The organism is Hydrotalea sp. (assembly GCF_049968455.1).
Classification (GTDB): domain Bacteria; phylum Bacteroidota; class Bacteroidia; order Chitinophagales; family Chitinophagaceae; genus Hydrotalea.
In genome coordinates this window covers 29,983-55,597 of sequence record NZ_JBMFQT010000008.1, presented here as the reverse complement: position 1 = coordinate 55,597, position 25,615 = coordinate 29,983, and the positions used below count along the sequence as shown (strand labels likewise).

Below are 25,615 nucleotides of genomic sequence, written 5' to 3'. Positions count from 1 at the left end.
ATGTCATTCCTTGCCTAAAAATACTTCCCATTTACTAAATAGTTGCGTACATAATCATCTACACCTTCCTCTAAGCTATAAAAAGGCTGATTATAACCTGCCTGTTTAAGTTTTTGCATATTGGCTTCAGTAAAGTATTGATATTTATCACGTATGTCAGTAGGCATATCAATGAACTGAATATTTGTGCTTTGGTTAATAGCCGCAAATGTTGCTTTCGCTAAATCGTAAAATGATCGTGCCTTTCCGGTTCCTAAATTATACAACCCATTATTAGCAGTCAACCATTTACCTGAAAGCATATTTTGCATCATCCAACTAATTACTGCAATCACATCTTTCACATATACAAAGTCACGCAATTGTTCTCCATCTTTATATTCGGGCTTATGACTTTTAAACAATTTCACAAAACCCTGATTTTGTATTTGGTTAAAGGAGTGAAAAATTACACTGGCCATTCTTCCTTTATGATATTCATTAGGCCCGTAAACATTGAAAAATTTTAAACCGGCCCAATATGGCGGTTGTTGGTGCTTAGTAAAAGCTTGATCTAGAGCCCATTTATCAAATTCATTTTTGCTAACACCATATGGATTGAGTGGTTGTAGTTTAGAAACAATAGCATGATCATCATTATAACCTAAATGGCCATCACCATAAGTAGCAGCTGAAGAAGCATAAATTAGCGGTACTGAATTGACGGTACAATATTTCCAAACATCTTGTGAGTATTGCACATTTAAAGTTTCATGAACGGCATAATTAAATTCGGTAGTATCGGTACGTGCACCTATATGCAAAAACATGTTTACTTTGGGTTGAACTTCTGCCAACCAATCAAATAAACTCAATCTTTCAATGGTAGTTATAAATTGTTTTGATTCCCAATTTTTTCTTTTTTGTTCTACACCAAAATCATCAACCAAAACAATATTTGCAATTCCTGCATTATTAAGTTGTTGAACAAGGCATGATGCTATGAAACCGGCCGACCCGGTTACAATAATTATTTCTTGATCTTTTTTTACAATATTATTTGTCATTATTGTATTAATTTTCCAATTGCATTTTCATATAACTCTTTCCACACATTAATGCTACCCCAGTTCTCATTATTTACAGTAACAGCATTACTTGTTACTTTCCCTATTTTGTAAACCGGCACATTTAATTCATTTGCTAATTGTTGAATACCGGGCCATTGAATAGCTGAACAGCTAATTACAGCGCGGCCTTGTGCTTCGCCCATCCAAAAGGCATCATTACGCAAATGTTCAAATCCGGTTTTAGAAACCTCAAATCCTAATGAGCGATTAAATCCTTTCTCCATTAATGTAACAATCAAACCGCCCTCACTAATATCGTGAGCACTTAAGATTGCATGATTTTTAATTAATTGTAACAGAAAACGCTGCATCCTTAATTCTTCTTCCAAATTAAAGTAAGGTGCAGGAGAGAAATATTGCTTTCTTATTTTATGCAAATATTCTGATGAACCGATATCATTTACTTGATGACCAACTAATACTATAACATCATCAACATTTTTGAAATCGAGTGTCATCCTATTTTTAAAATCATCAATTATACCAACCATTCCTATGGTAGGTGTGGGATAAACAGGACCATCGGGATTTTGATTATAAAAACTAACATTACCACCGGTAACAGGTGTATTAAAAGCCCTACATGCATTACCCATGCCTTTGATGGCTTCAACAAATTGATAATAAACCTCAGGATCATAAGGGTTGCCAAAGTTTAAGCAATTGGTTACACCCAAGGGCTCACCGCCGGCACACACAATGTTGCGAGCAGCCTCGGCTACTGCAATAGAACAACCAATATAAGGATTGGCAAAAACGTACTTACTATTACAATCTACCGTCATAGCCAGTGCCTTACCGGTGCCTTTGGCTAAAACAACAGCAGCATCACTGGGTGCATTGGTACTTGCATTGGCAGTACCAACCATGCTATCATACTGCTCGGCCACCCATTTTTTGCTGGCTATGTTAGGAATTTGAATTAATGCTTTGGTTGTTGATTGCAATTCGGTATTATCATGAATGCTATTGAGGTCAAAATTTTCAATATTTGATAAGTAAGCAGGTTTTTTATATTCACGGTCGTATTGAGGAGCTCCCCCGCCCAACACCAATGATTCTGCAGGGATAACTGCTTCCAAATTGCCATGGTGATAGAAATGCAATAAACCATCATCGGTCACTTCACCAATATTACTGGCACTTAAATCCCATTTTTCAAAAACCGCAATTACCTCCGCTTCACGGCCCTTTTCAACTACCAACAACATTCTCTCCTGACTTTCGCTTAATAATAATTCCCAGGCCTTCATGTTTTGTTGGCGAGTAGGCACTTTATCTAAATCAATACGCATACCAACACCACCTTTCGCACTCATTTCGGCGGTTGAGCAAATAATGCCGGCTGCGCCCATATCCTGCATACCTACAACGGCACCTGTTTCAATTACTTCCAAACAGGCCTCTAATAATTTTTTTTCTTGAAAAGGGTCACCCACTTGCACAGCAGGCAATTCTTCCATACTTTCCTCTGTAATATTAGCACTGGCAAAACTAGCCCCACCAATTCCATCTTTTCCGGTGGCACTTCCTACATAAAACACAGGATTCCCAAATCCTTTTGCAGTTGCACTTACCATCTTATTGGCTTTCACAATACCAACACTCATGGCATTCACCAGTGGGTTGGTATGATAGCAATCTTCAAAATAAACTTCACCCGCCACGGTAGGAACTCCAAAACAGTTACCATAGTGGCCAATACCCTTCACAACGCCTTTTAGTAGTCGTTGAGTTTTGGCATCGGTTAATTTACCGAATCGTAAACTATTTAAAGAAGCAATGGGCCTTGCACCCATAGTAAAAATATCGCGTTGAATACCACCAACTCCCGTTGCTGCACCTTGAAAAGGCTCAATTGCAGAAGGATGATTATGACTTTCAATTTTAAATACAACCCCGTAACCATTACCCATATCCATTAAACCCGCATTTTCTTCGCCTGCGGCAACCAACATTCTGCCGCCTTCGCGAGGCAATGTTTTTAACCACTTAATTGAGTTTTTATAACTACAATGCTCACTCCACATGGCACTGAAACAACATAGTTCAGTAAAGTTGGGTGTACGAGAAAGTTTTTGTTGAATTAATTCAAATTCTTCTTCAGTTAATCGAAGTTGTTGGGCAGTTGTAACGGTTATTTCCATTGCATTAATTGTAAAGAATATGAGAGTTTTTTTACCTAATTATGGTGCAAAGGTAATGCAAAGCAATGGAAGCCGACCAATGAAGCATGCCGGTGATAAAAAAGTAACAAAACTATAGAAACAGGTTATACTGCAGCGGAAGCTATTTGTTCATACACTTCCATTAATTCTACATCATCCACCTCACTTCTTAACTCCTCAGAAAGAAGCGGCACTAATTGATGCAAATAACGTTCATTACTGCTTTTGCCGGAAATGGCATCCATCCAAAACATTTTGTTCATATACCTGCTTTTTAGCATAGTATAACTCCAGACAAAACTTTCTGCTTCAGAAGAAAGCCCATTTTTAGTAATATCAATTTTTTGCTGAATTAACTTTTCAGAAAGCCTAACTACTAAACTGGCAAGTTTAATTTTGGGGGAATATGGCCGTTGACGGAACCATGGTTTTACAAATAACATAACTTTTGGTTTTACAGATGGATTTGGATAAAGTTGTAATTAAAAAAATTAGTATATAATTTGTCTAATATACTATTTATTTTAATTCAAACAAAATAACTTTACCAAATTTGATGTCGAAAACGAGCAAAAACCACGCCAAAAGTTAAAGAAATTAGGAGGCAACTCTACTGAATTGCTCAACTAATTCATCATCAGACAAGTAGGAATTTAATTCATCTGCTATATATGGCACTAATTTTTTTAAGTAACGTTCATTACTACTGCAAGGGGCAACATCAACCCAATAAACTTTATACATATACCTGCTTTTCAGCATGCTGTAATTCCAAATAATGCTTTCAGTAGCATCAGCAACTTTTCCCACCTGGCCTTCATATTTCTGTTGAATGATTCGTTCAGTAATAGATAAAACTAATTTAGCAAACCGTATTTTCTTACAGAATTGCTCTTTTTTAAACCATGGGCGAAAGTACAATAGCATAAAACCAGTTTTAAGTTTATCTGAATGTTAGCATTATCATCAAATATGTATATGAATTCAGTTTTTAAATAAAGTTTCTATCAATCATTGAAAACACCCCTAACTACACAGTATAGATGGTTCTTCATAGAATAAAGGGAGAATAAAGCCAAAGACACATTAAAACAAAAGCAAAATGAATATGTAATAAAAAATATGCTATTAAAAAAATATTCGTATTTCAGCATATAACGTACACAAATTCAAATTATTGTAATTATAGAAAAAATCGCTGTGAAACAATAAAATGTAAACAACACAATTACCACTTAATTAAATACATTTACGATGTATTTAATAAAATGAAGCAGAATGGAAACAGGCGATTCTTCGATTTTAAATGACTTAGTTCGTGTAAAAATGCCATTTGGTAAGTATAAAGATGTTTTAATCTGCAATTTACCTATGCCCTATTTAGAATGGTTTGCACGAAAGGGTTTTCCAAAAGGCAAGCTGGGTATTTTATTAGCTACTATGTATGAGATTAAATTAAATGGCTTATCACATTTATTAAACCCCATAAAATAAGCCGGAATTACACACTAAACCAATGCAAATTAAGCTACAAAGCATTAGATTTTATTCAATATATAATTGAATTACAATTAATTATATGTTTATAAAATAAATAAAAAACGACCTTTTTTTGAACGAAATGGAAAATATTTTGATTTTTTTTAGAAAAATTCGTTTATTTTGTAGCTCAAAATTCAAAAAATATGTCATTACGATTTCAGGCAATTAACGACTTATCAAACCAACCAAGTGATGTTGAGGTAAGTAGCCGTAAAATTTCGGCCATTTTTGGCGAGAACGTTTTTACATTAAAAACAGCCAGAGAATATTTAAGTGATGAAGCCTACAAAAGTCTAATAGCTAGCATTAAAGGCGGAAAAAAAATTGACCGGGCTGTTGCCGGTTCAATTGCAAATGGAATGCGTGCATGGGCTGAAAGTAAAGGAGTAACCCACTTTACACACTGGTTTCAACCACTTACAGGTACTACTGCCGAAAAGCATGACAGTTTTTTTACTATTAAAAGTGATGGAACAGCCTTAGAGCAATTTGACGGTGATGCATTAATTCAGCAAGAACCCGATGCATCTTCTTTCCCCAGCGGCGGATTAAGGGCAACTTTTGAAGCAAGAGGTTATACTGCCTGGGATCCCTCATCACCTGCCTTTATTATTGAAATTGGTTCCGGAAAAACACTTTGTATTCCAACCATTTTTGTTTCATATACCGGAGAATCATTAGACTATAAAGCACCTTTATTAAAAGCATTAGAAGCATTGAATAAAGCTGCTGTTGAAGTTTGTAATTATTTTGATAAGAATGTTACTAAAGTAACTGCTACATTGGGCTGGGAACAAGAATATTTCATTATAGATGAGCGCTTGGCGAATGCAAGACCCGATTTGGTTCAGTGTGGACGTACAGTATTTGGCGCTGCACCTGCAAAAGGGCAACAATTAGAAGACCATTATTTCGGATCAATTCCTGAAAGAGTTTACCACTTTATGCGCGATTTTGAAAATGAATGCTATAAACTGGGTATCCCTTTAAAAACACGCCATAATGAAGTGGCACCCTCACAATTCGAAGTAGCACCCATTTTTGAAGAAGTAAGTGTTGCAGTTGACCACAATGCATTATTAATGGATGTAATGGATCGTGTTGCTCGCCGTCACAAGTTAAAAGTACTGATACACGAAAAACCATTTGCGGGTATTAATGGAAATGGTAAGCACAATAACTGGAGCATGGCTACCGATACAGGTGTAAACTTGTTATCACCAGGCAAAACACCTAAAACCAATTTAATGTTCTTAACATTTTTTGTTAATACTATTAAAGCGGTTCATGATTATGCCGATTTACTTCGTGCTTCTATTGCTTCAGCAGGTAACGACCATCGCTTAGGTGCAAATGAAGCGCCACCGGCCATCATCTCTGTATTTGTTGGCCAATATTTAGCTAAGGTGTTAAATGAAATAGAAACAAGGGTAAGCGATAAATTTGATGAACAGGATGAAGCCATTCTTAAATTAGACATACATCGTTCTATTCCTGAGTTAATGTTGGATAATACTGATAGAAACCGTACCTCACCTTTTGCATTTACGGGAAACAAATTTGAATTTAGAGCGGTAGGTTCTTCAGCAAATTGCGCTAATCCGATGACTGTGCTTAATGTAATTATGGCTGAAACACTTCAACAATTTAAAAAAGATGTAGATGCTTTAATTGAAAAAGGCGATAAAAAAGAAATTGCCATTATGCAAACCATTCAAAAATATATTGTTGAAAGTAAAAATGTATTATTTGAAGGGGATGGTTACAGCGAAGCATGGCATCATGAAGCAGAACGCAGAGGTTTACCTAACGTACCAACTACTCCATTAGCATTAGATGCAATGGTAACAAGTAAAGCTAAAAACTTATTTGAAAAAAATAATGTATTTTCAGTAGCTGAATTAGAAGCCCGCCACGAAATTGAATTGGAAAAATATATTAAAAAGGTACAAATTGAAGCTAGAATTATGGGCGATTTGGCCTTAAACCATATTATTCCTACTGCCATTAAATATCAAAACGAACTTTTGCAAAATATTAATGGCTTAAAAGCAGCAGGCTTACCTGAAAGTCAATACAAAACGCAATTAGAAATTTTGAATAAAGTGAGTGAGCACTTACAAATTGTATACGAAAAAGTACATGCGTTGGTTGAAGCCAGAAAAATTGCTAACAATATTGAAAATACAAGAACAAAAGCAATAGCCTATTGCACACAGGTTAAAGAAATGTATTTTGATGTTATTAGATACCATGTTGATAAATTAGAAGCTTTGGTAGATGATGAACACTGGAGTTTACCTAAATACAGAGAATTATTATTCTTGCGATAATAAGTACTGCGTTTATTAAAAAAGCTGCGTTTCCCTTAAAGGAACGCAGTTTTTTTTCGCCATAACTAAACCCTCTATAATCGGATGTTCAAAATCAAATAATATTCAACCCACTTTTTTCTCGTTTCACCGAAAATTAACTAACAACAATAAACCCCTTTGTAGCTTTAATGTCACTAATGAAACATTTATTCAATAAACAAAACAGCATTTGTATGAAAAAAATTTTTTTTGCATTAATTATTTTCACCATTGGCTTTGCAGGAAAAACCATGGCACAGCGTGGTGGCTTTGACCCTGCCCAAATGAAGGCACGACAAATTGAACAACTTAAATCTTCAAATCTAAATTTAACAGATGTGCAAATGGATTCTATAGTTTCCATAAACATGGATATGATGCAACAGATGCGTGGTATGCGCGATTTAAGCCCTGATGAGAGAATGAGTAAAATGAAAGAATTAAATGACTTAAGAATGAAACGTTGGACTTCGGCTTTAAACAACGATAAAGCATTGGCACAGAAAGTGGAAGATTTTTATGAACAGCAGCGCAAACAAAGAATGCAAAATCGTGGTCAACAATAGTTTTTACCCCTTCATTAAAACTTACCCCCGCTTGTTTTAGATATGTTCTAATGTAATAAACCCTCCTTGTATTGGAGGGTTTATTTTTATAATGATGTATTCTTAATTGGAATACTATTGCATCTTAAAGGTATCTAAGAATTTAGTAGTAAAATTACCACTTCTGAAATCTTCATTTTTCATTAGTTGTAAATGAAAAGGAATAGTTGTTTTAACACCTTCAATTACATATTCGCTTAAGGCACGATACATGGTATCAATAGCCTCTTCGCGGGTTTGTGCTACAGTAATTAATTTTCCAATCATAGAATCATAGAATGGCGGAATAACATATCCGGCATAAACATGACTATCAACCCTTACACCATGCCCACCGGGCGTATGCAGAGTAGTTATTTTACCGGGTGAAGGTCTAAAATCGTTATAGGGATCTTCTGCATTAATTCTACATTCAATAGCATGCATTTGAGGGAAATAATTCCGTCCGGAAATGCGTTCGCCTAGAGCAATTTTTATTTGTTCTTTAATTAAATCATGGTTAATTACTTCCTCGGTTACGCAGTGTTCTACTTGAATACGCGTATTCATTTCCATGAAGTAAAAATTGCGGTGTTTATCAACCAAAAATTCAATAGTACCAACACTTTCATAATTAATGGCTGAAGCAGCCTTAATAGCAGCTGCACCCATTGCTTCCCGCAATTCGGGAGTCATAAAAGGTGATGGAGATTCTTCAACCAATTTTTGGTGACGCCTTTGAATAGAACAGTCGCGTTCACTTAAATGGCAAACTGTTCCGTATTGGTCGCCAGCAACTTGAATTTCAATATGACGAGGTTCCTCTACAAATTTTTCCATATAAACCCCATCATTTTTAAAAGCAGCACCGGCTTCCGCTTTTGCAGTATTGTAGGCACGCTCCATTTCATCTTCTTCCCAAACAATACGCATACCCTTTCCACCACCACCCGCAGTAGCTTTTAATATTACGGGGTAACCAATTTCTTTAGCTAATGATTTAGCTTGTTCAATACTTTCTAATAAACCACCACTACCGGGAACAACGGGAACACCGGCTTTAATCATTGTTTCTTTGGCGGTAATTTTATCACCCATTGCATTAATCATGTCGGGTGTGGGGCCAATAAATTTTATACCGTGGTCAGCACATATTTGTGAGAACTTAGCATTTTCTGCCAAAAAACCATAACCGGGATGTATAGCATCCGCATTGGTAATTTCGGCAGCCGCCATTATATGGGGTATATTTAAATAAGATTCGGAACTAGCGGGCTTTCCAATACAAACTGCTTCATCAGCAAAACGCACATGAAGGCTGTCTTTATCGGCAGTTGAATAAACAGCTACCGTTTTTATACCCATTTCCCTACAGGTTCTAATAACTCTTAAAGCAATTTCACCCCTGTTAGCAATTAATATTTTTTTGAACATTGTTTAAAATTGTACAATTGATAAAACAAATAATTTAAAAGTTTGCTATACGGTCATTCACAAAGAATAGCCAAAAAAAAGTATGCTTCAGCTATCTATCCTCTTTGAAATTCCATTAAAACAGGAATAATATTTAACTGGGCTGTACTAAAAACAGAGGCTGATCATATTCAACCGGTGTACTATCTTCCACTAAAACTTTTACAATTGTACCTTTTACCTCACTTTCAATTTCATTAAATAGTTTCATGGCTTCAATAATACAAACAACAGTACCTATTTCAACTTCACTTCCTACCTCCACAAAATTGGGTTTACCCGGAGCAGCTTTTCTATAAAAAGTACCAATCATTGGACTTTTAATCGTTAACAGCTTACTTTCATCAGATTTTGGAGCTGGCGGTGCAGCAGGCGTGCTGGGAGCTTGTGCTGCAGGTGCTTGTTGAGGGATGTTTGCAACGGGCGGAGCTACATTATATACTTGTTGTGGGGGTGCCACATTAATTACTTGTTCTTCTTTTTGCTTTATGGTAACTTTTCCGTCTTTGTCTTCAATACTTATTTCTCCAATGTTGCTTTTATTAATAATCTTAATTAATTCGTGAATTTGTTTTAAGTCCATATTGATGTGTTTTTTACTTAAAAAAGGGGATTTAGGTATGAAAAGTGGGGCAAAATAGGTAATTTTTGTTCAAATTAAGGCATTTTTTGGAATTTGAAATATTTATGGCCACAATAAAAAAAACTTATAGAATAAAAATAGCCTCGCAATTTGCGAAGCTACTTTATAAAAAATGTCAATCTATTCTTTCACTCGTTCAATATAATCACCGGATTTGGTATTTATGCGTATTAATTCACCTTCTTCCACAAATAATGGTACTTGCACTGTAGCTCCGGTTTCAATTGTTGCAGTTTTTAATGCTCTGGTTGCAGTGTCACCCCTTAAGCCGGGTTCGCAATAAGTTATTTTTACTACAATTTTTTCCGGCAATTCTGCACCAATAGGCATTTCAGTTTCTGTATTAATGTAAACAAACACTTCAGAACCTTCTTTTAAAAATTGAGGCGCATCTATCATTTCCTCACCTAAAGTAATTTGCTCAAAAGTTTCATTATTCATTAAATTATAGCCGCTCTCGTCTTTATATAAGTATTGAAATGCTTTTTTTTCAACCCTTACCGGATGAATTGTTTCACCACTATTCCATGTTTTCTCAATAGTGCGGTTGTTATCTACACCCTTTAACTTAGCCCAAACTTTTGCTGCAGCTCTAGCGGTTTTGTTTTCACCGAAATCAATTACACTATAAAGACTGCCATCTAATTTAATAATTAAGCCACGACTTATATCTGCTGTTGTTGCCATTATAAAAAATTTTAAAAGAGAATAAAATAAGACTGCAAATGTAGGAAAAGCAATTTTAATTCATAACAAAGCAAATGAAACTACTTAAATACAATATTAAAAATTTCTATAGCATTTTAAAATAAATTAGTAATGCAGGCATTGGGTAAGATTTCTTTATTTTTGCAAATCTTATTAATCTCAATTTTTTATTATGTCTGTATTAGTTAATAAAAGTTCCAGAGTTTTGGTACAAGGCTTCACAGGAACGGAAGGCACTTTTCATGCCACACAAATGATAGAATATGGTACAAATGTAGTGGGCGGTGTAACACCGAATAAAGGTGGTACTACTCACTTGGATAAACCTGTATTTAATACCGTGGCTGATGCGGTAAAAGCTACCCAAGCCAACGTTAGCATAATTTTTGTTCCACCTGCCTTTGCTGCCGATGCAATAATGGAAGCTGCTGAAGCAGGCATTGAATTGGTAATTTGTATAACTGAAGGCATACCAGTGCAGGATATGGTGAAAGTGAAAAATTACTTACAAGGTTCAAAAACTCGTTTAATTGGACCCAACTGCCCCGGTGTAATTACTGCCGGCGAAGCGAAAATTGGTATTATGCCCGGCTTTATTTTTAAACCCGGCAAAATAGGAATCGTTTCCAAATCTGGTACCTTAACTTATGAAGCTGCGGATCAAATTGTAAAAGCAGGTTTGGGTATTAGTACAGCAATTGGTATTGGTGGCGACCCAATTATTGGAACACCTACTGTTGAAGCAGTAAAATTACTAATGAATGACCCCGAAACTGAAGGCATTGTAATGATTGGTGAGATTGGTGGCAGTATGGAAGCTGATGCTGCTCGTTGGATTAAAGACAATGCCAAGAAACCTGTAGTAGGATTTATTGCCGGACAAACTGCACCGGCAGGTCGTAGAATGGGACACGCCGGCGCTATTATAGGTGGTGCGGAAGATACTGCAGCAGCTAAAATGAAAATTATGAGCGACTGTGGTATTCATGTTGTTGCAAGCCCTGCCGATATTGGTAAAACCATGGCCTCAGCATTGAAAAAATAAGTTTAAATTTCCTAACATATGTCCCGCCCTATTGGCGGGATTTTTTTTGTACTACCCCCAGCAATTTCTTTTTCACTAATATTGTTCCATGTACAGACTATTATTTCTTCTATTGATTGGAATGTTGAATATCACTGCCTCATATGCCTATCCGTTTTTTAAATGGCATTCAGAAGACCCAAAAATTAAGATAAGTTTATTAACGCCGGAATTTTTAAGAGAAGGCGATAAAGTATTTATTGTAGGAAAAATTAAAAATACAAGTAATATTGAACTTACAGGACAAACACAATTACAAATTACCAACTATTTATCCGGCACCAGTGTAGATGGCTGGTTTACCAATAGCTTTCCTGTTCAATACTTTACTGTACCGGCCAATGATAGTGTTCTAGTCCATTTCCCCATACAAGTTCCTTATAGTTTTTACAACACTGTAAAGAGTTCACTTTTCATAAAATACAACCAATATACTGATAGCACTGCAACAATTTTACCCGTGTATACCAATAGAGCATTCATTCAGCAAACATTGCTGTATAATTTTCAACAAAAAAATAATTATACCGCCAATTTAGATTCATTGTTGCAAATTTCTAATGAAAGCATTTCACCCATTGCACTCTCAATTAATATTAATCGAATTCCTTATTATGCCATACAAAAAAGGCTAAAAGAATTAATAAGTAGTAACCGTGAACAACCGATTGACAAAGCCCTACAAATATTAGCTGGCAGTTTATTAAATCGAAAAGAAACAATCATTAGCAGCACTTCAACAGAGAAAAAACAAGTGTCACAATTTTCGGTTACTAATTTGGGGCTTTTTGATACTATACAAAAAAACATACAACACCCATTAACGGACTACTATTTGCGTGAACTAAGACTATTACAACAGCCCAATGGCAGTTTTTATAAAGACAACAATGCAACCACTAACCTTTTAAACGCAAAAATTTTGTATTTATTAGCGTGCAGTTACTCATTAAACCATCATCATCATAACATACAACAAAGCATTACTAATTTAATACAACCCGGTATTAATGGGCTAAATCAACAGTTTAGCAATCCAAGCGCCACAAATACTTTTACTAGTTTATACTACTTGTTTAGCAAAGCAACTTTTCAATTTGTTACTAAATTTAGCAATACCGACTCTTTACAACTGCAATTCTTAAAGCAAAAAGCTTCTAACTTAAGCTTACCTGAACAAGCCTTATTGGCTATTACTTTACAACAATGTAATGATACCGGTGTAGTTTTTAAGACCATTATTAAGCACTTAATTACCAAAACTAACTTTGGCGAGACGAATACATTAACCCATGCATACATTTTACAATTAATGCAAAAAAATCCGGCACTATTTTCAACAACTTTTATAAATACATATCTGCAAAACATTAGTAATAATTTTTTAAAATCAACTACGGTTGACCGTTTTTCAACTGTTATTACCGGCACTGCCATGTTAGGCTTTGTTGCTAATAATCCATTCAACATTACTGCCAACATTAGCCATACCGACTTTGCGTTTAAGGAAAATAGTATTCAGGAAATACCGATTCAACAATTAGAAAATTCACCTGTTAAAATGCAACTAAACCTGCCTACAAAATCGGGCAATTATTGGTACGGAAATTTTCAATGGCAATATTTACAAAATGTTGATAACATTCCTAGCAAATTAACTAACCAAGCTATAAAAATTTCTAAAAAATTCTTTGTTAAGAATCCAAGTAAAGACAACAGTTGGGAAACTTATCAAAACAAGGAAACATTACACATAGGCGATACCGTTATGATAGAAATAGGTTTACAAAGTAATCATAACATTACCAATTGCCTGTTAACGGACAATTTTCCTTCTTGCATAAAAATATACCGATTGGCTTCAAATATCGAAACCCATACTAATTCTGGCATTTATTCAGGCTTTCAATATAAAGTTGACGTAACTCCTACAGAACAAATTATTCGATATTACGGCATAATAACAACACCCGGACAATTTTCAGGCGGCATAGTAACGATTCAAGAAGATGAGGAAAAAATGAGCTATGCAGCTCCTACTCTTATACAAGTAGCAGAGCATAAATAAAATAACAAAACTGTTTTTATTTTTGAAGAATGGAAGTTGATTATGTAATTGTTGGACAAGGTATTGCAGGGACCATGCTAAGCTATTATTTGCTACAGCAAGGAAATACCGTTATTGTAGTAGATGAATTTAACCCCAATAGTGCCTCTCAGGTAGCCAGTGGTGTTATTAATCCCGTTACAGGCAGACGATTTGTTACAACCTGGATGATTGAAACCTTAATGCCCTTTGCCCAGAAAGCCTATCAAGCATTAGAAAAGCTTTTAAACATTTCCATTATTCAACAAACTCAATTAATTGATTTTCATACAACGCAGCAAATGCAACAAGCATTTCAACAGCGTACTAACGATGACAACACCTATGTTTCTGAATTAACAAACACCAACCACTGGCAACAATATTTTCAATATGCACATGGCATTGGTACTATTCAACCCGTCTTCCACATTCAACTACAAACCTTATTAAGCACATGGCGTAATTATCTAAAACAGCAGCAAATACTCCTTCAAGAAGTATTTAGTTTACAAAATTTAACTTTATCATCAAGTAGCATTGCTTATAGAAATATTAAAGCAAAAGCCATAATTTTTTGCAATGGTTTACAGGCCATGCATTTACCTTATTTTAATAAACTTCCATTTGCACCCAATAAAGGTGAAGCACTTATTTTGCATTTGCCCAATTTGCCCAGTCAATACTTGTATAAACATGGCATTAGCTTAATACCCTGGCAAAATAATTTGTGGTGGGCAGGTTCTTCATACGAGTGGAGTTACAACAATGCACTGCCTACACAAAACTTTCAACAAAAAACAATGCAGCAATTACAACAGTGGTTAAAAATGCCTTTTCAATTGCAACAACATATAGCATCTGAAAGGCCTGCTACTTTGGAACGACGACCATTTGTAGGTATGCATCCTTATTTTTCTCAAATTGGTATTTTAAATGGTTTTGGTACCAAGGGCTGCTCATTAGCACCTTATTTTGCACATGCATTAGCGCAGCATTTATCAAATGGACGGCCAATTTTAGCTGAAGCAGCCATAAACCGATTCCAAAAAATTTTACAGCCATAATTTGTTCATAAAAATTTAATATTGCAGGTTATTTGCTTTTTAAAACATTCAAAAATTTAGCAAAGTGCCAAAACCAACTATCAATGTCCAACAAGCTATTCCCAACAAAACAGCTAACATTATACCATTAATACCAGCCGAAAAACAATATAATATTCCATTAAAGTATCGGAAAATGGAAAACCTACATATTGTGTTTTGGCTTTTTAAAGACATAAGTTGGTGCATGTTTTGGCGTCCACTGGGCATTGCCATGATATTTCCCACATTAATTATTTCCATCATTATTGCCTATCGCACTCGTCAATACATGTCAGAATTATGCCATAATTTAGCAATCACCGTTTGGATAAGTGCCAACTCCTATTGGATGATTAGCGAATTTCTACACTTTGATGATCGCTTAGCCTTCCCCGGCATTACATTCAAGCATTTGGCCATGATTCCATTTACCATTGGCGTTATTATTTTAGCATACTACTATTTGTATTGGAAACCTACGCACAAAAATGCATTAGATAGCATGTAAAACATTCCTTAAAAACCAGCCGTAATAATTACCTGTTTTAACAGCATAAAACTGCATCCATCCCATGCAATTCAGCTATATTTGCAGCCCAATTGGTTAGTTATGTTACCGGCATTTGTACAAGTATTCAGCATCGTTGCGTCGCACACTGCAACGCCTTGTTCATTACCGAGCATTGCTAAACAAAAAGTTTACAACCAAACAATTTTACAAAGTATATTAATATAATTTAAATATATGTTCAGAACGCATACCTGTGGCGAATTAAACATTCAGCATGTACAACAAACAGTTACTTTGGCCGGATGGGTACAAACAGTTAGAAAATTTGGCAGCATTACCTTTGTTGATATTAGGGATCGCTATGGAATAACGCAATTGTTGTTTAACGAAAATTTGAATGAAGCACTTGAGGCCAATCCTTTAGGCCGCGAGTATGTTATTCAAGCTACAGGAACCGTGCAAGAAAGAAGCAATAAAAATCCACAATTAGCCACCGGTGATATAGAAATACTGGTTACAAATTTTACCATCTTAAATAAATCGGCTGTTCCGCCATTTACCATTCAAGATGATACCGATGGTGGAGACGATTTAAGAATGAAATATCGCTTTTTAGATTTGCGAAGAAATGCAGTAAAAAAGAATTTAATATTAAGATACGAAGTAGGCCGTGCTACGCGTAACTATTTACACCAAAACGGATTTTTAGATATTGAAACACCATTTTTAATTAAATCAACCCCCGAAGGTGCCCGCGACTTTGTTGTTCCAAGCCGCATGAATCCGGGACAATTTTATGCTTTACCGCAAAGCCCACAAACTTTTAAACAATTATTGATGGTAAGTGGTTACGACCGTTACTATCAAATAGTAAAATGTTTTAGAGATGAAGATTTACGTGCCGATCGCCAACCCGAGTTTACACAAATAGATTGTGAAATGAGTTTTGTTGAGCAAGAAGACATTCTAAATATGTTTGAGGGATTAGTGAAATTCATTTTCAAAGAAGTAAAAAACATTAACTATAATGAACCTGTACAACGCATGTCGTGGGAAGAAGCCATGTGGCAATATGGTAATGACAAGCCCGACATTCGTTTCAATATGCAATTATGTAACATTAAATTTCCTGCACACACTTTTCCAACAAAAACTAATTTAGCGCATTTAGTACAGGGTGCCGGATTCCAAGTGTTTGAAGAGGCAGAAACAGTAATAGCATTAGCAATTCCGGGTTGCAGCGAATATACCCGCAAACAAACCGATGAATTAACTGAATGGGTTAAGCGTCCACAAATAGGCATGAAAGGTTTGGTATTCATTAAATACAATACCGATGGTACTTTAAAAAGTAGTGTTGATAAATTTTACACTGAAGAAAAACTTAAAGCCATTGCGCTTGCAGCAAATGCAAAGCCCGGCGACTTAATTCTAATTTTAGCAGGAACTGAAGAAAAAACCCGCAAAGCCATTAGTGAACTTCGCTTAGAAATGGCTAACAGATTGGGTTTGCGTAAAAAAGATGAATTTAAATTATTGTGGGTACTCGATTTTCCTTTATTTGAATATGATGCAGAAGAAAATCGTTGGGTAGCACGTCACCATCCTTTTACTTCGCCTAAACCTCAGGATATTGAAACCATGATTCAGCATTCACCGGTTATTACCAATCCTGAAAAATATTTAGAACATCCCTACGCTAATATTAAAGCCAACGCATACGATATGGTACTCAACGGTAACGAAATTGGCGGAGGCTCAATAAGAATTTATCAAAGAAATCTGCAAGAAAAAATGTTCCAAGCCTTAGGTATGAGTAAGGAAGAACAACAACAAAAATTTGGCTTTTTATTGGGAGCTTTTGAATATGGTGCCCCACCACACGGCGGATTGGCTTTTGGTTTTGACAGACTTTGTGCCATTTTAGGCGGCAGCGAAAGTATTCGCGACTTTATTGCCTTCCCTAAAAACAATAGTGGCCGCGATGTAATGTTAGATGCACCGGGCCCAATTGATGAAAAACAAATGCAAGAATTACAAATAAAATTAAACTTGCAATAACTCATAAATAAATAGTTGCCAACAAATTATGACATTAAACATTTATAGGATATTTACAATTGTATTATTACCATTTGCAGCACTATTTGGGTTAGATAGTGTATTATCTATCTTCGCCGGTTTTGGTAATCCCGCAGTAATGCTAAGCGCAGTCATTCTTGCCTGTGTAGTAATTTATATTTTCACTTCTGCCTTCTTTTTGTTTAAAGGCATTCTAAAAAACACCTTTTGTAAAGCAAGCCTGAAAGATTGGATAAAAGTGAATGCAGTTATTGCTATAATTTTTGCCGCTTTGGCTATTATAAGTTGCATTTCAATTTTATATCTAATGAGCAATAAAGCTATGTATAACCAATTCATTGAAATGTTGAATAGTTCAAGGCCAGCCGGCTTACCTTCCAACTATTCGTCGCAAGAGTTATTAATGGCTATGCGTAGTTCATTAATTATTTTATTGCCGTTCTCAATTATTCTTTTCATTCATGTTTTAATTACCTTCCGTTTATTAAAAAAATACAGTGTACTTTTCAGTAAATAATTTTAGATAATTACAGGCTAAAATTTTTTACTTTTCAGGTATGAATAACATGCCTCCATTGGCGGAAAGAATGCGCCCCAAAACATTGCACGACTTATATGGTCAGCAACACCTTACCGGCAATAATAGCATATTGAATAAATCCTTACAACAAGGATATATTCCTTCAATGATACTTTGGGGGCCACCCGGTGTTGGAAAAACAACTTTGGCACAAATTATTGCACAAACACTTCAAGTACCTTTTTTTCAATTAAGTGCTATTAGCAGTGGCGTTAAAGAAGTAAGAGAAGTAATTGATACTGCTAGGAGAACCAAGCGTGCATTGTTGTTTATCGACGAAATTCATCGCTTTAATAAAAGCCAGCAGGATGCATTGCTGGCAGCAGTTGAACAAGGCATTATTACCTTAATTGGTGCCACAACCGAAAATCCTTCATTTGAGGTAAATGCCGCATTACTAAGTCGTTGCCAGGTATATATTCTAAAACCTTTGCAGAATGAGGATTTATTGCAGCTATTACAAAATGCTTTGGGGAAAGATGATATTTTGAAGCAATACCACATTCAGTTGCAACAAACGGATGCCTTACTGCAATTTTCCGGCGGCGATGCCAGAAAATTATTAAACCTGTTTGAATTGGTAGTGCTTTCTTCTAAAGAAAAAAACATTACCATCACCAATGAAATAGTAACTGCTATTGCGCAACAGAAAACGGCTTTGTACGATAAAGGCGGTGAACAACATTATGATATTATTTCTGCCTTTATTAAAAGCATGCGCGGCAGCGATCCCAATGCTGCTGTGTATTGGTTAGCCAGAATGATTGAAGGCGGAGAAGATGTATCATTTATTGCACGCCGCATGATTATTTTTGCCAGTGAAGATATTGGCAACGCAAATCCCAATGCGTTATTATTAGCTAATGCCACGTTCGATGCGGTAAATAAAATTGGTTATCCGGAAAGTCGCATAATTTTAAGTCAATGCGCCACTTACCTAGCCGGTTCACCCAAAAGCAATGCCGCCTATGAGGCCATAAATAATGCACAGCAGCTGGTGCAAACTACCGGCGATTTACCTGTGCCCTTGCACTTACGTAATGCGCCCACCCGCTTAATGAAAAATTTGGATTATGGTAAAGCATATCAATACCCACATCAATATCCTTTAAATTTTGTTGAGCAGGAATACTTTCCCACGGCTATATCGGGAACCACATTGTATCAGCCGGGTAATAATGCCCGTGAAGTGGAAATAAGAAAATTTTTACAAGTTCGTTGGAAAAACAAATACGGTTATTAATCAAACAATGTTGCTTTGTTTTATCTTTAAACCTTAAACTATTGCCATGAGAAAAATTTTTACCGCAGTACTAGTTACTGCACTTTGTAGTTCAGTTGGCTATGGCCAAACGATTATTAATCGCGATCCGGAAATTGCATCAATGGTAAAAGAAGTATCGGCCGATTCATTGCGCAGTTACATTAACACCCTAGTTAATTTCGGCACTCGCAATACATTAAGTACGCAAACCAACCCTAAAAGAGGTATTGGTGCTGCCCGAAAATGGGTACTTCAAAAGTTTAATGAATTTGCAGCCAATAGTAATGGTAGAATGACGGCTTTTATTGATACAGTCACTTACCATCCCGATGGCAAACGTGTTGATAGCACCATTATTTTAGGAAATGTGGTAGCCACTTTAAAAGGAACCGACCCTAACGACCATCGTATTTTTTTAATTAGCGGACACTTAGATAATATGCGCACTAACGTTATGGATAGAGTAAATGACGCTCCCGGTGCCAACGATGATGGAAGTGGTTCGGCAGCAGTAATTGAATGTGCAAGAGTAATGAGCAAACATGCTTTTCCGGCAACCATAATTTTTGTTACTGTAAGTGGCGAAGAACAAGGCTTATTAGGTGCCTATTATATGGCTAATAAAGCCAAGAAAGAAGGATGGGATATTGAAGCTGTATTGAATAATGATATTATGGGAAGCAATAATAGTAATGAAACCAATATTATTGACAATACTCGCCTTCGAGTATTTAGTGAAGGCTTACCGGCTTATGAAACTGAGAAACAAGCAAAACGAATTCGTGCTTTAGGCTTGGAAAACGACGGCAAGGCACGTCAGTTAGCACGTTATGTAAAAGAAATTGGAGAACGCTATGTAGATAATATTCAAGTAGTAATGATATACAGGAACGATCGCTTTTTGCGTGGTGGCGATCATTTACCTTATGTTGAAAACGGATTTGCGGCTGTAAGAATTACGGAAATGAATGAAAACTATAACCATCAACATCAGGATGTACGTAAAGAAAATGGCATTCAATACGGCGATTTACCGGAGTTTATGGACTTTGAATATTTAAGAAAAAATACAGCAGTTAATCTTAGTAATTTGGCCAACTTGGCTAAAGCACCGGCTATGCCACAAAATGTAACTGTAGAAGTAAAAAAACTGAGCAATTATACCAATTTGTATTGGGATAAGCCGGCAACCGGAAAAGTGAAAGGATACTATATTTTAATGCGTGAAACAACAAGTGCTTTCTGGCAAAAGAAAATTTTTACAACTGATAAGAAAGCCGACTTACCCTACTCAAAAGACAACTACTTTTTTGCTGTACAATCCGTAGGCGAAGATGGCAATGAAAGTTTGCCTGTTGTTCCCGGTATTGCCGGAAGATAAACTAATTTAAACAGCTTTTAAGCGTTTAAAAGATAACAGCTACCAACACAATAGAACATACAGTTATTAACATCCACGTTTTAATTAACTTTAAACAAAAATAACTGCATGCTATTATTAAAACGTATCTGTTATCTTTTTTTTGTTACACTCACAATATTCATAGTTAGTTGTAACAAAAAAAATGTACTGCCAAATAATACTTTGCAGGAACAAAACATCCTGAATGTAGCGTATGGCAATAACTCATTACAAACAATGGATATTTATTTGCCGGCAGGAAGAGATACCATAAATACTAAATTGTTACTCTTAATTCATGGTGGTGCATGGACCAGCGGTGATAAAGCAGATTTCGACACTGCTATTACTACACTTAAAGCAAGCTTACCCAATTATGTAATAGCCAACATTAATTATAGATTAGCTTCCATTCAAGGCACTGACTTATGGCCTACTCAGTTAAATGATGTGCAAAAAGCTTACCAATTCATTTTGCAACAAAGCAATAAATATGTTTTTAACAAGAAGCAAGTTGCAGCTTTTGGTGCCAGTGCAGGCGCACAATTAGCACTGTTGCTAGGTTATACCATTAATAATAATATTAAAGCTGTTATTGATTTATTTGGACCAACAGATTTAGCTGCATTATTTTATAATGCACCCAATCCCTATTATCCATCTTTATTAAGTATATTTTTAAATGGAACACCGGTTACCAATCCCTCATCATACACAAGTGCCAGTCCGTTATTTTTGGCAACGAACACCCAAATCCCTCCTACCATTATATTTCATGGAACGGCAGATGATGTAGTGCCAATCAGTCAAAGTGATAGTTTAAATAATCGTTTAAACAATTTAAATGTATATCATGAATACATACAATACCAAGGAGCCGGACATGGTTGGACAGGAAATAATCTTATCGACACCTATTCAAAATCCATTCAATTTTTACAAAAAATAATGCCTAATTAATTCATTACAATATGCAAGCCAACAATTTAAACTTACGATGGGAATTGAAAACTTTTGAAAAATTAACTCCAACTGAGTTATATGCATTACTGCGATTAAGAAGTGAGGTATTTGTAGTAGAACAAAACTGTGTTTTCTTAGACATGGATAATAAAGATCAGTTCAGTTACCACAACATGGCATTCATTGGTGAAGACTTAGTAGCATATACTCGTTTAATTCCACCCAAAAAAGTGTATCCGTACATGAGTATTGGAAGAGTGGTAACATCGCCGAGGTTTAGAAAACAAAATATTGGCAGAAAACTTATGCATGAATCTATACAAACTTGTTATAATTTATTTGGGGAAGCTCCCATACAAATTGGCGCACAACTTTATCTTAAAAAATTTTACGAGTCATTTGGTTTTGTACAAAGCAGTCCGGTTTATGATGAAGATGGTATAGATCATATTGAAATGATTAAGCAACCTGATTCAGTATAAACAAAAATCTATTAAATCGGCATAGTAATAATTTAAAGTTATTGAACATAAAGGGATATGATAAATAACGCAGCCGCAATGGCAATAACTTTGCTTTATAAATGAATATATATTAACCTATGCGAAAAAACGGATTTATAATTTTATTAATACTGATAGTCATTATTGTTATAGGCATAAAGGGCACTGAATTTTATATGGAACGCAGCAAAGAAGAAAAAAATATTCAGGAGCTTCTAAAAGAAGATGCCCAACCCGAAGTATGGATTGGAAAATCAAAATCGCAGATACCCGTTGGTACACCAGAAGGCGATTTGATTTTATATGGTTATAATTTAATTACCAATACCAGTTACTATTTGGGCCCAAAAGGTACCGTGGCTCAAATAACCAATGGAATGAATTGCCAGAATTGTCATTTACAAGCAGGAACTTTACCATATGGTAATAACTTTGGAAAAGTAGCAGCTAATTATCCGGAATACAGAGCACGCAATAACGGATGGCAAAGTATTAGTGCAAGGGTGAATGATTGTTTTGAACGAAGTATGAATGGCCATTCCTTAAACTCTAATTCACACGAAATGAAAGCAATAGTGGCTTATATGGAATGGTTAGGCAAGGATGTTCCGAAAGGCAGCAAACCTGCCGGAACAGGAATTATGAAAATAAAAATGATGGACAAACCTGCTGATCCGACACTTGGCAAACTAGTTTTTACAACACATTGTCAAAGTTGCCATGGCCCTAACGGACAGGGGTTGCTGAATTTGGATGGCACCGGTTATACCTATCCGCCTTTATGGGGTGAACATAGCTATAATGATGGTGCAGGTATGTATAGGATTAGTAGTTTAGCTGGCTTTATTTTACCAAACATGCCCTTTGGTACCACTACCTACCACCATCCATCTATTTCAACTGAGGATGCTTGGAATGTTGCAGCATTTATTAACTCACAGCCCAGACCGCATATAAATCAAAGTAATGATTGGAAAGATTTATCAACCAAACCATTTGATTTTCCTTTTGGGCCATACGCAGATAGTTTTTCTGAACAACAACACAAGTACGGCCCCTATCAACCTATTATTGATGCAAAAAAACAAGCCAAAAATAATGTATCGCTGAAGTAAAATCTTACAACCACATTTTTCATATTAAAAAAAACACCATGAAAAAAATTACACTGTTGCTGTTATTTATTACCGGCATAACCTATCAAAACGCTAAGGCACAAACAAACAACAAAGTATTTACAGGCGCTGAAGCCAATCTTAAACATTACAATGCTTTATATATTTTAGATGATAAAGACGATAAAAAGATTAGGGGCACTTTACGAAACATCAATAACGCATTGGAAGATCCTCGTTTAAAAGGTAAAATAACAATCGAGTTAATTGCTTTTGGCGACGGTGTAGAAGTGTACAAAAAAACAAATCCATACGATTCATTATTAACCACATTAAAACAAAAAGGGGTAATACTGGCACAATGCAGCAATACCATGCGTGAACGTCATATTACCAAAGATGAATTATGGCCTTACATTAGTTTCGTGCCCAGTGGAAATGGTGAAATTATTATACGGCATTATCAGGGTTGGGCAACCGTTCATCCTTAATTGTAAAAATAATTTATTATGCCTGCAGTTTTAGTTTTAAACAAGCGTGAAAACGAGTATATTCACGGCATGTTTGATTTTAGACTGCAGGTTTTTTATACCGTAGCAAAACGGCTAAACTTTACTAAGGCTGCTAATGCATTGTTTATAACACAACCTGCTGTTACTAAACATATACAGGAATTAGAGCAACATTTTCAATTAAAATTATTTGAACGAACCGGCAATCAAATTCAATTAACTGCAGCCGGTGAAGTTTTATTGCAGCATACCGAACAATTGTTGGCCTTATATAGAAATATGGAAGAGGAGATGAATGATTTAGCCAACCGGCATCAAGGTTTACTTAAACTTGGCGCAAGTTCAACTGTGGCACAATATGTCATTCCACCACTTTTAGCGGGTTTTCATAAAAAATATCCCAATATTGAAATTGCCCTTCACAATGGCAATACCGAACAAATTGAACTAGCTTTAACCAACAAGGAAATTGACTTGGGTATTATTGAAGGTCATTCCAAAAACAAGCTTATCAAATACACTTCGTTTTTAGATGATGAAATTGTATTAATTACCAATGCCCAAAATTCAAGTGCAAAAAAAATTATTACAAAGCCTGAAGAATTAAAACAGCTTCCTTTATTATTAAGAGAACATGGTTCAGGAACTTTAGAAGTAATTTTACATGCATTACAACCATTTAATATTAAGCTTTCTCATTTAAATGTTGAAATGCAATTAGGTAGTACTGAAAGTATTAAAACTTATCTCATGCACAGCAATTGCTATGCTTTTATATCCGTTCATGCTATACAAAGTGAACTACAGAATAATGTATTTAAAAGAGTGGAAGTAAAATTTTTACAAATTAAAAGACCATTCTACCTTATTCATTTACATGGGCAACCAAATACCGGCACTACATTATTCATGCGTTTTGCATCAAAGCAGCAAACAATTCCCGAAAAATAACTATTACAAGAACCTATAAACCAACAACCTTTACTACAAATATTATTTGATAAGGTGCAAAAAAAGGCTGTCTAATTATGAAGACAGCCTTTTAAAGTTTTAACCAATTTATACATACTATACATGTATGGCACTTCCATCTTTAATATCATCAGATGGATTAGTAACAACTTCTTCGCCGGGTTTTAAATCGCCATATACTTCAACCTGAGTACCACTATCATTTCCGGTGTGAACATCAACTTTTATAGCTTTCCCATTTCTAACAACAATAACATATTTCCTTTCAGTTGTTGTTACAATTGCAGATTTAGGAACTGTCATTGCATTAGGATTACCTTTTGTATACAACTGTACTTCAACAAACATTCCCGGTGAAAGTGTATAATTATTATTGTATACGTCAACTTCCATCCGTTGTGTTCTAAATTGTGGATTTACATTGTATGAATTTCTACTCACAAATCCTATGTTGCGTTTACCTGGATAAGCACTGGTATAAAAAGCGACAGTATCACGATCTTTAAAATGAGCAGCAATATCTTCGGGAACATCTATTTGTAAACGTAAATGAGCTATATCTTTCAATTCAAGCATACGCTGATCTTTTATAGCAGCGCTTACCAAAGCACCTGGGTGTACATTTCTTTCAGTAATTACGCCTGAAAAAGGTGCATATACTTTTAAGTAACTCATCATTGTTTCCTGATATTTCCAATTTGCTTTTTCCGCATTACTTAATGAGCTATCAGCTTGCACTTTAGTACGGGCAGCTGATACATCTAATGGCGAAATTGCTCCAGGAGTTTTAGCTGCCTCTAATAACCGAACGTAATTTTCGCGGTCAATAGACAAATCAGCTTTAGAACGTTCATACCTTTCTTTTGCTTGTA

Annotated in this window: 24 protein-coding genes; 16 read left to right on the top strand and 8 right to left on the bottom strand. The window is 35.5% G+C overall.

Translation table 11 applies throughout. From position 1 onward, the window contains the following. Window positions 1–14: 14 nt before the first annotated feature. The 4 genes from rfaD to ACP5P5_RS07345 form a co-directional block, all read right to left on the bottom strand. Complete coding sequence (gene rfaD / locus ACP5P5_RS07360) at window positions 15–1,046, bottom strand: ADP-glyceromanno-heptose 6-epimerase (RefSeq protein WP_428285464.1); 1,032 nt, start codon at window positions 1,044–1,046, stop codon at window positions 15–17. Continuing rightward, entirely contained in the window at window positions 1,046–3,256 is a 2,211-nt protein-coding gene (gene purL, locus ACP5P5_RS07355; RefSeq protein WP_428285463.1) for a phosphoribosylformylglycinamidine synthase subunit PurL, read from the bottom strand. Before purL ends, rfaD begins: the two co-directional genes overlap by 1 nt. A 125-nt stretch (window positions 3,257–3,381) precedes the next feature. Beyond that, window positions 3,382–3,720 carry a hypothetical protein gene (locus ACP5P5_RS07350; protein ID WP_428285462.1) on the bottom strand — a complete coding sequence of 113 codons (339 nt, stop codon included), beginning with the start codon at window positions 3,718–3,720 and terminating at the stop codon, window positions 3,382–3,384. A 154-nt stretch (window positions 3,721–3,874) separates the two neighbouring features. Continuing rightward, entirely contained in the window at window positions 3,875–4,204 is a 330-nt protein-coding gene (locus ACP5P5_RS07345) for a hypothetical protein (RefSeq protein WP_428285461.1), read from the bottom strand. A gap of 351 nt (window positions 4,205–4,555) precedes the next feature. Between ACP5P5_RS07345 and ACP5P5_RS07340 the strand changes: the two genes are divergently transcribed. The 3 genes from ACP5P5_RS07340 (at window position 4,556) to ACP5P5_RS07330 (ending at window position 7,739) form a co-directional block, all read left to right on the top strand. Further along, a complete protein-coding gene (locus ACP5P5_RS07340; RefSeq protein WP_428285460.1) occupies window positions 4,556–4,771 on the top strand; it encodes a DUF3820 family protein in 216 nt (71 codons plus the stop codon). Between the two features lie 191 nt (window positions 4,772–4,962). Continuing rightward, window positions 4,963–7,152 (top strand): glutamine synthetase III, encoded by a 2,190-nt coding sequence (locus ACP5P5_RS07335; protein ID WP_428285459.1) that lies wholly within the window; start codon window positions 4,963–4,965, stop codon window positions 7,150–7,152. Between the two features lie 215 nt (window positions 7,153–7,367). Next, window positions 7,368–7,739 (top strand): hypothetical protein, encoded by a 372-nt coding sequence (locus tag ACP5P5_RS07330; RefSeq protein ID WP_428285458.1) that lies wholly within the window; start codon window positions 7,368–7,370, stop codon window positions 7,737–7,739. A 114-nt stretch (window positions 7,740–7,853) separates the two neighbouring features. Here the strand turns inward: ACP5P5_RS07330 and accC are convergent, their stop codons facing one another. From accC to efp, 3 genes are all read right to left on the bottom strand, one after another. After that, entirely contained in the window at window positions 7,854–9,191 is a 1,338-nt protein-coding gene (gene accC / locus ACP5P5_RS07325) for an acetyl-CoA carboxylase biotin carboxylase subunit (protein WP_428285457.1), read from the bottom strand. Window positions 9,192–9,324: 133 nt separating this feature from the next. Continuing rightward, the gene (gene accB, locus ACP5P5_RS07320) at window positions 9,325–9,813 is read right to left on the bottom strand and encodes an acetyl-CoA carboxylase biotin carboxyl carrier protein (RefSeq protein WP_428285456.1); all 489 of its coding nucleotides are present in this window, start codon (window positions 9,811–9,813) and stop codon (window positions 9,325–9,327) included. A 180-nt stretch (window positions 9,814–9,993) separates the two neighbouring features. Further along, window positions 9,994–10,560, bottom strand: a complete 567-nt coding sequence (gene efp, locus ACP5P5_RS07315; protein ID WP_428285455.1) for an elongation factor P — start codon at window positions 10,558–10,560, stop codon at window positions 9,994–9,996. Between the two features lie 193 nt (window positions 10,561–10,753). On the opposite strand from efp, the gene sucD reads away from it, so the two are divergent. The 13 genes from sucD to ACP5P5_RS07250 all read left to right on the top strand — a co-directional run bounded on the left by sucD (window position 10,754) and on the right by ACP5P5_RS07250 (window position 24,722). Then, window positions 10,754–11,626 (top strand): succinate--CoA ligase subunit alpha, encoded by an 873-nt coding sequence (gene sucD / locus ACP5P5_RS07310; protein WP_428285454.1) that lies wholly within the window; start codon window positions 10,754–10,756, stop codon window positions 11,624–11,626. 88 nt (window positions 11,627–11,714) lie between these two features. Next, window positions 11,715–13,733: a hypothetical protein gene (locus ACP5P5_RS07305; RefSeq protein WP_428285453.1), complete on the top strand. Its 2,019-nt coding sequence runs from the start codon at window positions 11,715–11,717 to the stop codon at window positions 13,731–13,733. Window positions 13,734–13,762: 29 nt separating this feature from the next. After that, window positions 13,763–14,818, top strand: coding sequence for an NAD(P)/FAD-dependent oxidoreductase (locus ACP5P5_RS07300; protein ID WP_428285452.1), 1,056 nt, complete (start codon window positions 13,763–13,765; stop codon window positions 14,816–14,818). A 64-nt stretch (window positions 14,819–14,882) separates the two neighbouring features. Continuing rightward, complete coding sequence (locus ACP5P5_RS07295; RefSeq protein ID WP_428285451.1) at window positions 14,883–15,347, top strand: hypothetical protein; 465 nt, start codon at window positions 14,883–14,885, stop codon at window positions 15,345–15,347. Window positions 15,348–15,584: 237 nt separating this feature from the next. Further along, on the top strand, window positions 15,585–17,411 hold the full coding sequence (gene aspS / locus ACP5P5_RS07290) for an aspartate--tRNA ligase (RefSeq protein ID WP_428285450.1): 1,827 nt from the start codon (window positions 15,585–15,587) through the stop codon (window positions 17,409–17,411). 28 nt (window positions 17,412–17,439) lie between these two features. Continuing rightward, window positions 17,440–17,949, top strand: coding sequence for a hypothetical protein (locus ACP5P5_RS07285; RefSeq protein WP_428285449.1), 510 nt, complete (start codon window positions 17,440–17,442; stop codon window positions 17,947–17,949). Between the two features lie 40 nt (window positions 17,950–17,989). After that, entirely contained in the window at window positions 17,990–19,255 is a 1,266-nt protein-coding gene (locus ACP5P5_RS07280; RefSeq protein WP_428285448.1) for a replication-associated recombination protein A, read from the top strand. A 46-nt stretch (window positions 19,256–19,301) separates the two neighbouring features. Then, window positions 19,302–20,657, top strand: a complete 1,356-nt coding sequence (locus ACP5P5_RS07275) for a M20/M25/M40 family metallo-hydrolase (protein WP_428285447.1) — start codon at window positions 19,302–19,304, stop codon at window positions 20,655–20,657. Between the two features lie 204 nt (window positions 20,658–20,861). Next, window positions 20,862–21,638 (top strand): alpha/beta hydrolase fold domain-containing protein, encoded by a 777-nt coding sequence (locus ACP5P5_RS07270; protein ID WP_428285446.1) that lies wholly within the window; start codon window positions 20,862–20,864, stop codon window positions 21,636–21,638. Window positions 21,639–21,649: 11 nt separating this feature from the next. After that, window positions 21,650–22,123, top strand: coding sequence for a GNAT family N-acetyltransferase (locus ACP5P5_RS07265; RefSeq protein WP_428285445.1), 474 nt, complete (start codon window positions 21,650–21,652; stop codon window positions 22,121–22,123). 119 nt (window positions 22,124–22,242) lie between these two features. After that, a complete protein-coding gene (locus ACP5P5_RS07260) occupies window positions 22,243–23,259 on the top strand; it encodes a c-type cytochrome (protein WP_428285444.1) in 1,017 nt (338 codons plus the stop codon). 38 nt (window positions 23,260–23,297) lie between these two features. Further along, a complete protein-coding gene (locus ACP5P5_RS07255; protein ID WP_428285443.1) occupies window positions 23,298–23,750 on the top strand; it encodes a DsrE family protein in 453 nt (150 codons plus the stop codon). An 18-nt stretch (window positions 23,751–23,768) separates the two neighbouring features. Further along, window positions 23,769–24,722 (top strand): LysR substrate-binding domain-containing protein, encoded by a 954-nt coding sequence (locus ACP5P5_RS07250; protein ID WP_428285442.1) that lies wholly within the window; start codon window positions 23,769–23,771, stop codon window positions 24,720–24,722. 117 nt (window positions 24,723–24,839) lie between these two features. Here the strand turns inward: ACP5P5_RS07250 and ACP5P5_RS07245 are convergent. Continuing rightward, window positions 24,840–25,615 (bottom strand): efflux RND transporter periplasmic adaptor subunit (locus ACP5P5_RS07245; protein ID WP_428285441.1); only part of this gene is annotated, 776 nt, incomplete at its 5' end.

Bases quoted from the DNA above. Each gene is read 5' to 3' on its own strand.
- rfaD (WP_428285464.1), bottom strand. From the start codon at position 1,046: ATGACAAATAATATTGTAAAAAAAGATCAAGAAATAATTATTGTAACC.
- purL (WP_428285463.1), bottom strand. From the start codon at position 3,256: ATGGAAATAACCGTTACAACTGCCCAACAACTTCGATTAACTGAAGAA.
- ACP5P5_RS07350 (WP_428285462.1), bottom strand. From the start codon at position 3,720: ATGTTATTTGTAAAACCATGGTTCCGTCAACGGCCATATTCCCCCAAA.
- ACP5P5_RS07345 (WP_428285461.1), bottom strand. From the start codon at position 4,204: ATGCTATTGTACTTTCGCCCATGGTTTAAAAAAGAGCAATTCTGTAAG.
- ACP5P5_RS07340 (WP_428285460.1), top strand. From the start codon at position 4,556: ATGGAAACAGGCGATTCTTCGATTTTAAATGACTTAGTTCGTGTAAAA.
- ACP5P5_RS07335 (WP_428285459.1), top strand. From the start codon at position 4,963: ATGTCATTACGATTTCAGGCAATTAACGACTTATCAAACCAACCAAGT.
- ACP5P5_RS07330 (WP_428285458.1), top strand. From the start codon at position 7,368: ATGAAAAAAATTTTTTTTGCATTAATTATTTTCACCATTGGCTTTGCA.
- accC (WP_428285457.1), bottom strand. From the start codon at position 9,191: ATGTTCAAAAAAATATTAATTGCTAACAGGGGTGAAATTGCTTTAAGA.
- accB (WP_428285456.1), bottom strand. From the start codon at position 9,813: ATGGACTTAAAACAAATTCACGAATTAATTAAGATTATTAATAAAAGC.
- efp (WP_428285455.1), bottom strand. From the start codon at position 10,560: ATGGCAACAACAGCAGATATAAGTCGTGGCTTAATTATTAAATTAGAT.
- sucD (WP_428285454.1), top strand. From the start codon at position 10,754: ATGTCTGTATTAGTTAATAAAAGTTCCAGAGTTTTGGTACAAGGCTTC.
- ACP5P5_RS07305 (WP_428285453.1), top strand. From the start codon at position 11,715: ATGTACAGACTATTATTTCTTCTATTGATTGGAATGTTGAATATCACT.
- ACP5P5_RS07300 (WP_428285452.1), top strand. From the start codon at position 13,763: ATGGAAGTTGATTATGTAATTGTTGGACAAGGTATTGCAGGGACCATG.
- aspS (WP_428285450.1), top strand. From the start codon at position 15,585: ATGTTCAGAACGCATACCTGTGGCGAATTAAACATTCAGCATGTACAA.
- ACP5P5_RS07285 (WP_428285449.1), top strand. From the start codon at position 17,440: ATGACATTAAACATTTATAGGATATTTACAATTGTATTATTACCATTT.
- ACP5P5_RS07280 (WP_428285448.1), top strand. From the start codon at position 17,990: ATGAATAACATGCCTCCATTGGCGGAAAGAATGCGCCCCAAAACATTG.
- ACP5P5_RS07275 (WP_428285447.1), top strand. From the start codon at position 19,302: ATGAGAAAAATTTTTACCGCAGTACTAGTTACTGCACTTTGTAGTTCA.
- ACP5P5_RS07265 (WP_428285445.1), top strand. From the start codon at position 21,650: ATGCAAGCCAACAATTTAAACTTACGATGGGAATTGAAAACTTTTGAA.
- ACP5P5_RS07260 (WP_428285444.1), top strand. From the start codon at position 22,243: ATGCGAAAAAACGGATTTATAATTTTATTAATACTGATAGTCATTATT.
- ACP5P5_RS07255 (WP_428285443.1), top strand. From the start codon at position 23,298: ATGAAAAAAATTACACTGTTGCTGTTATTTATTACCGGCATAACCTAT.
- ACP5P5_RS07250 (WP_428285442.1), top strand. From the start codon at position 23,769: ATGCCTGCAGTTTTAGTTTTAAACAAGCGTGAAAACGAGTATATTCAC.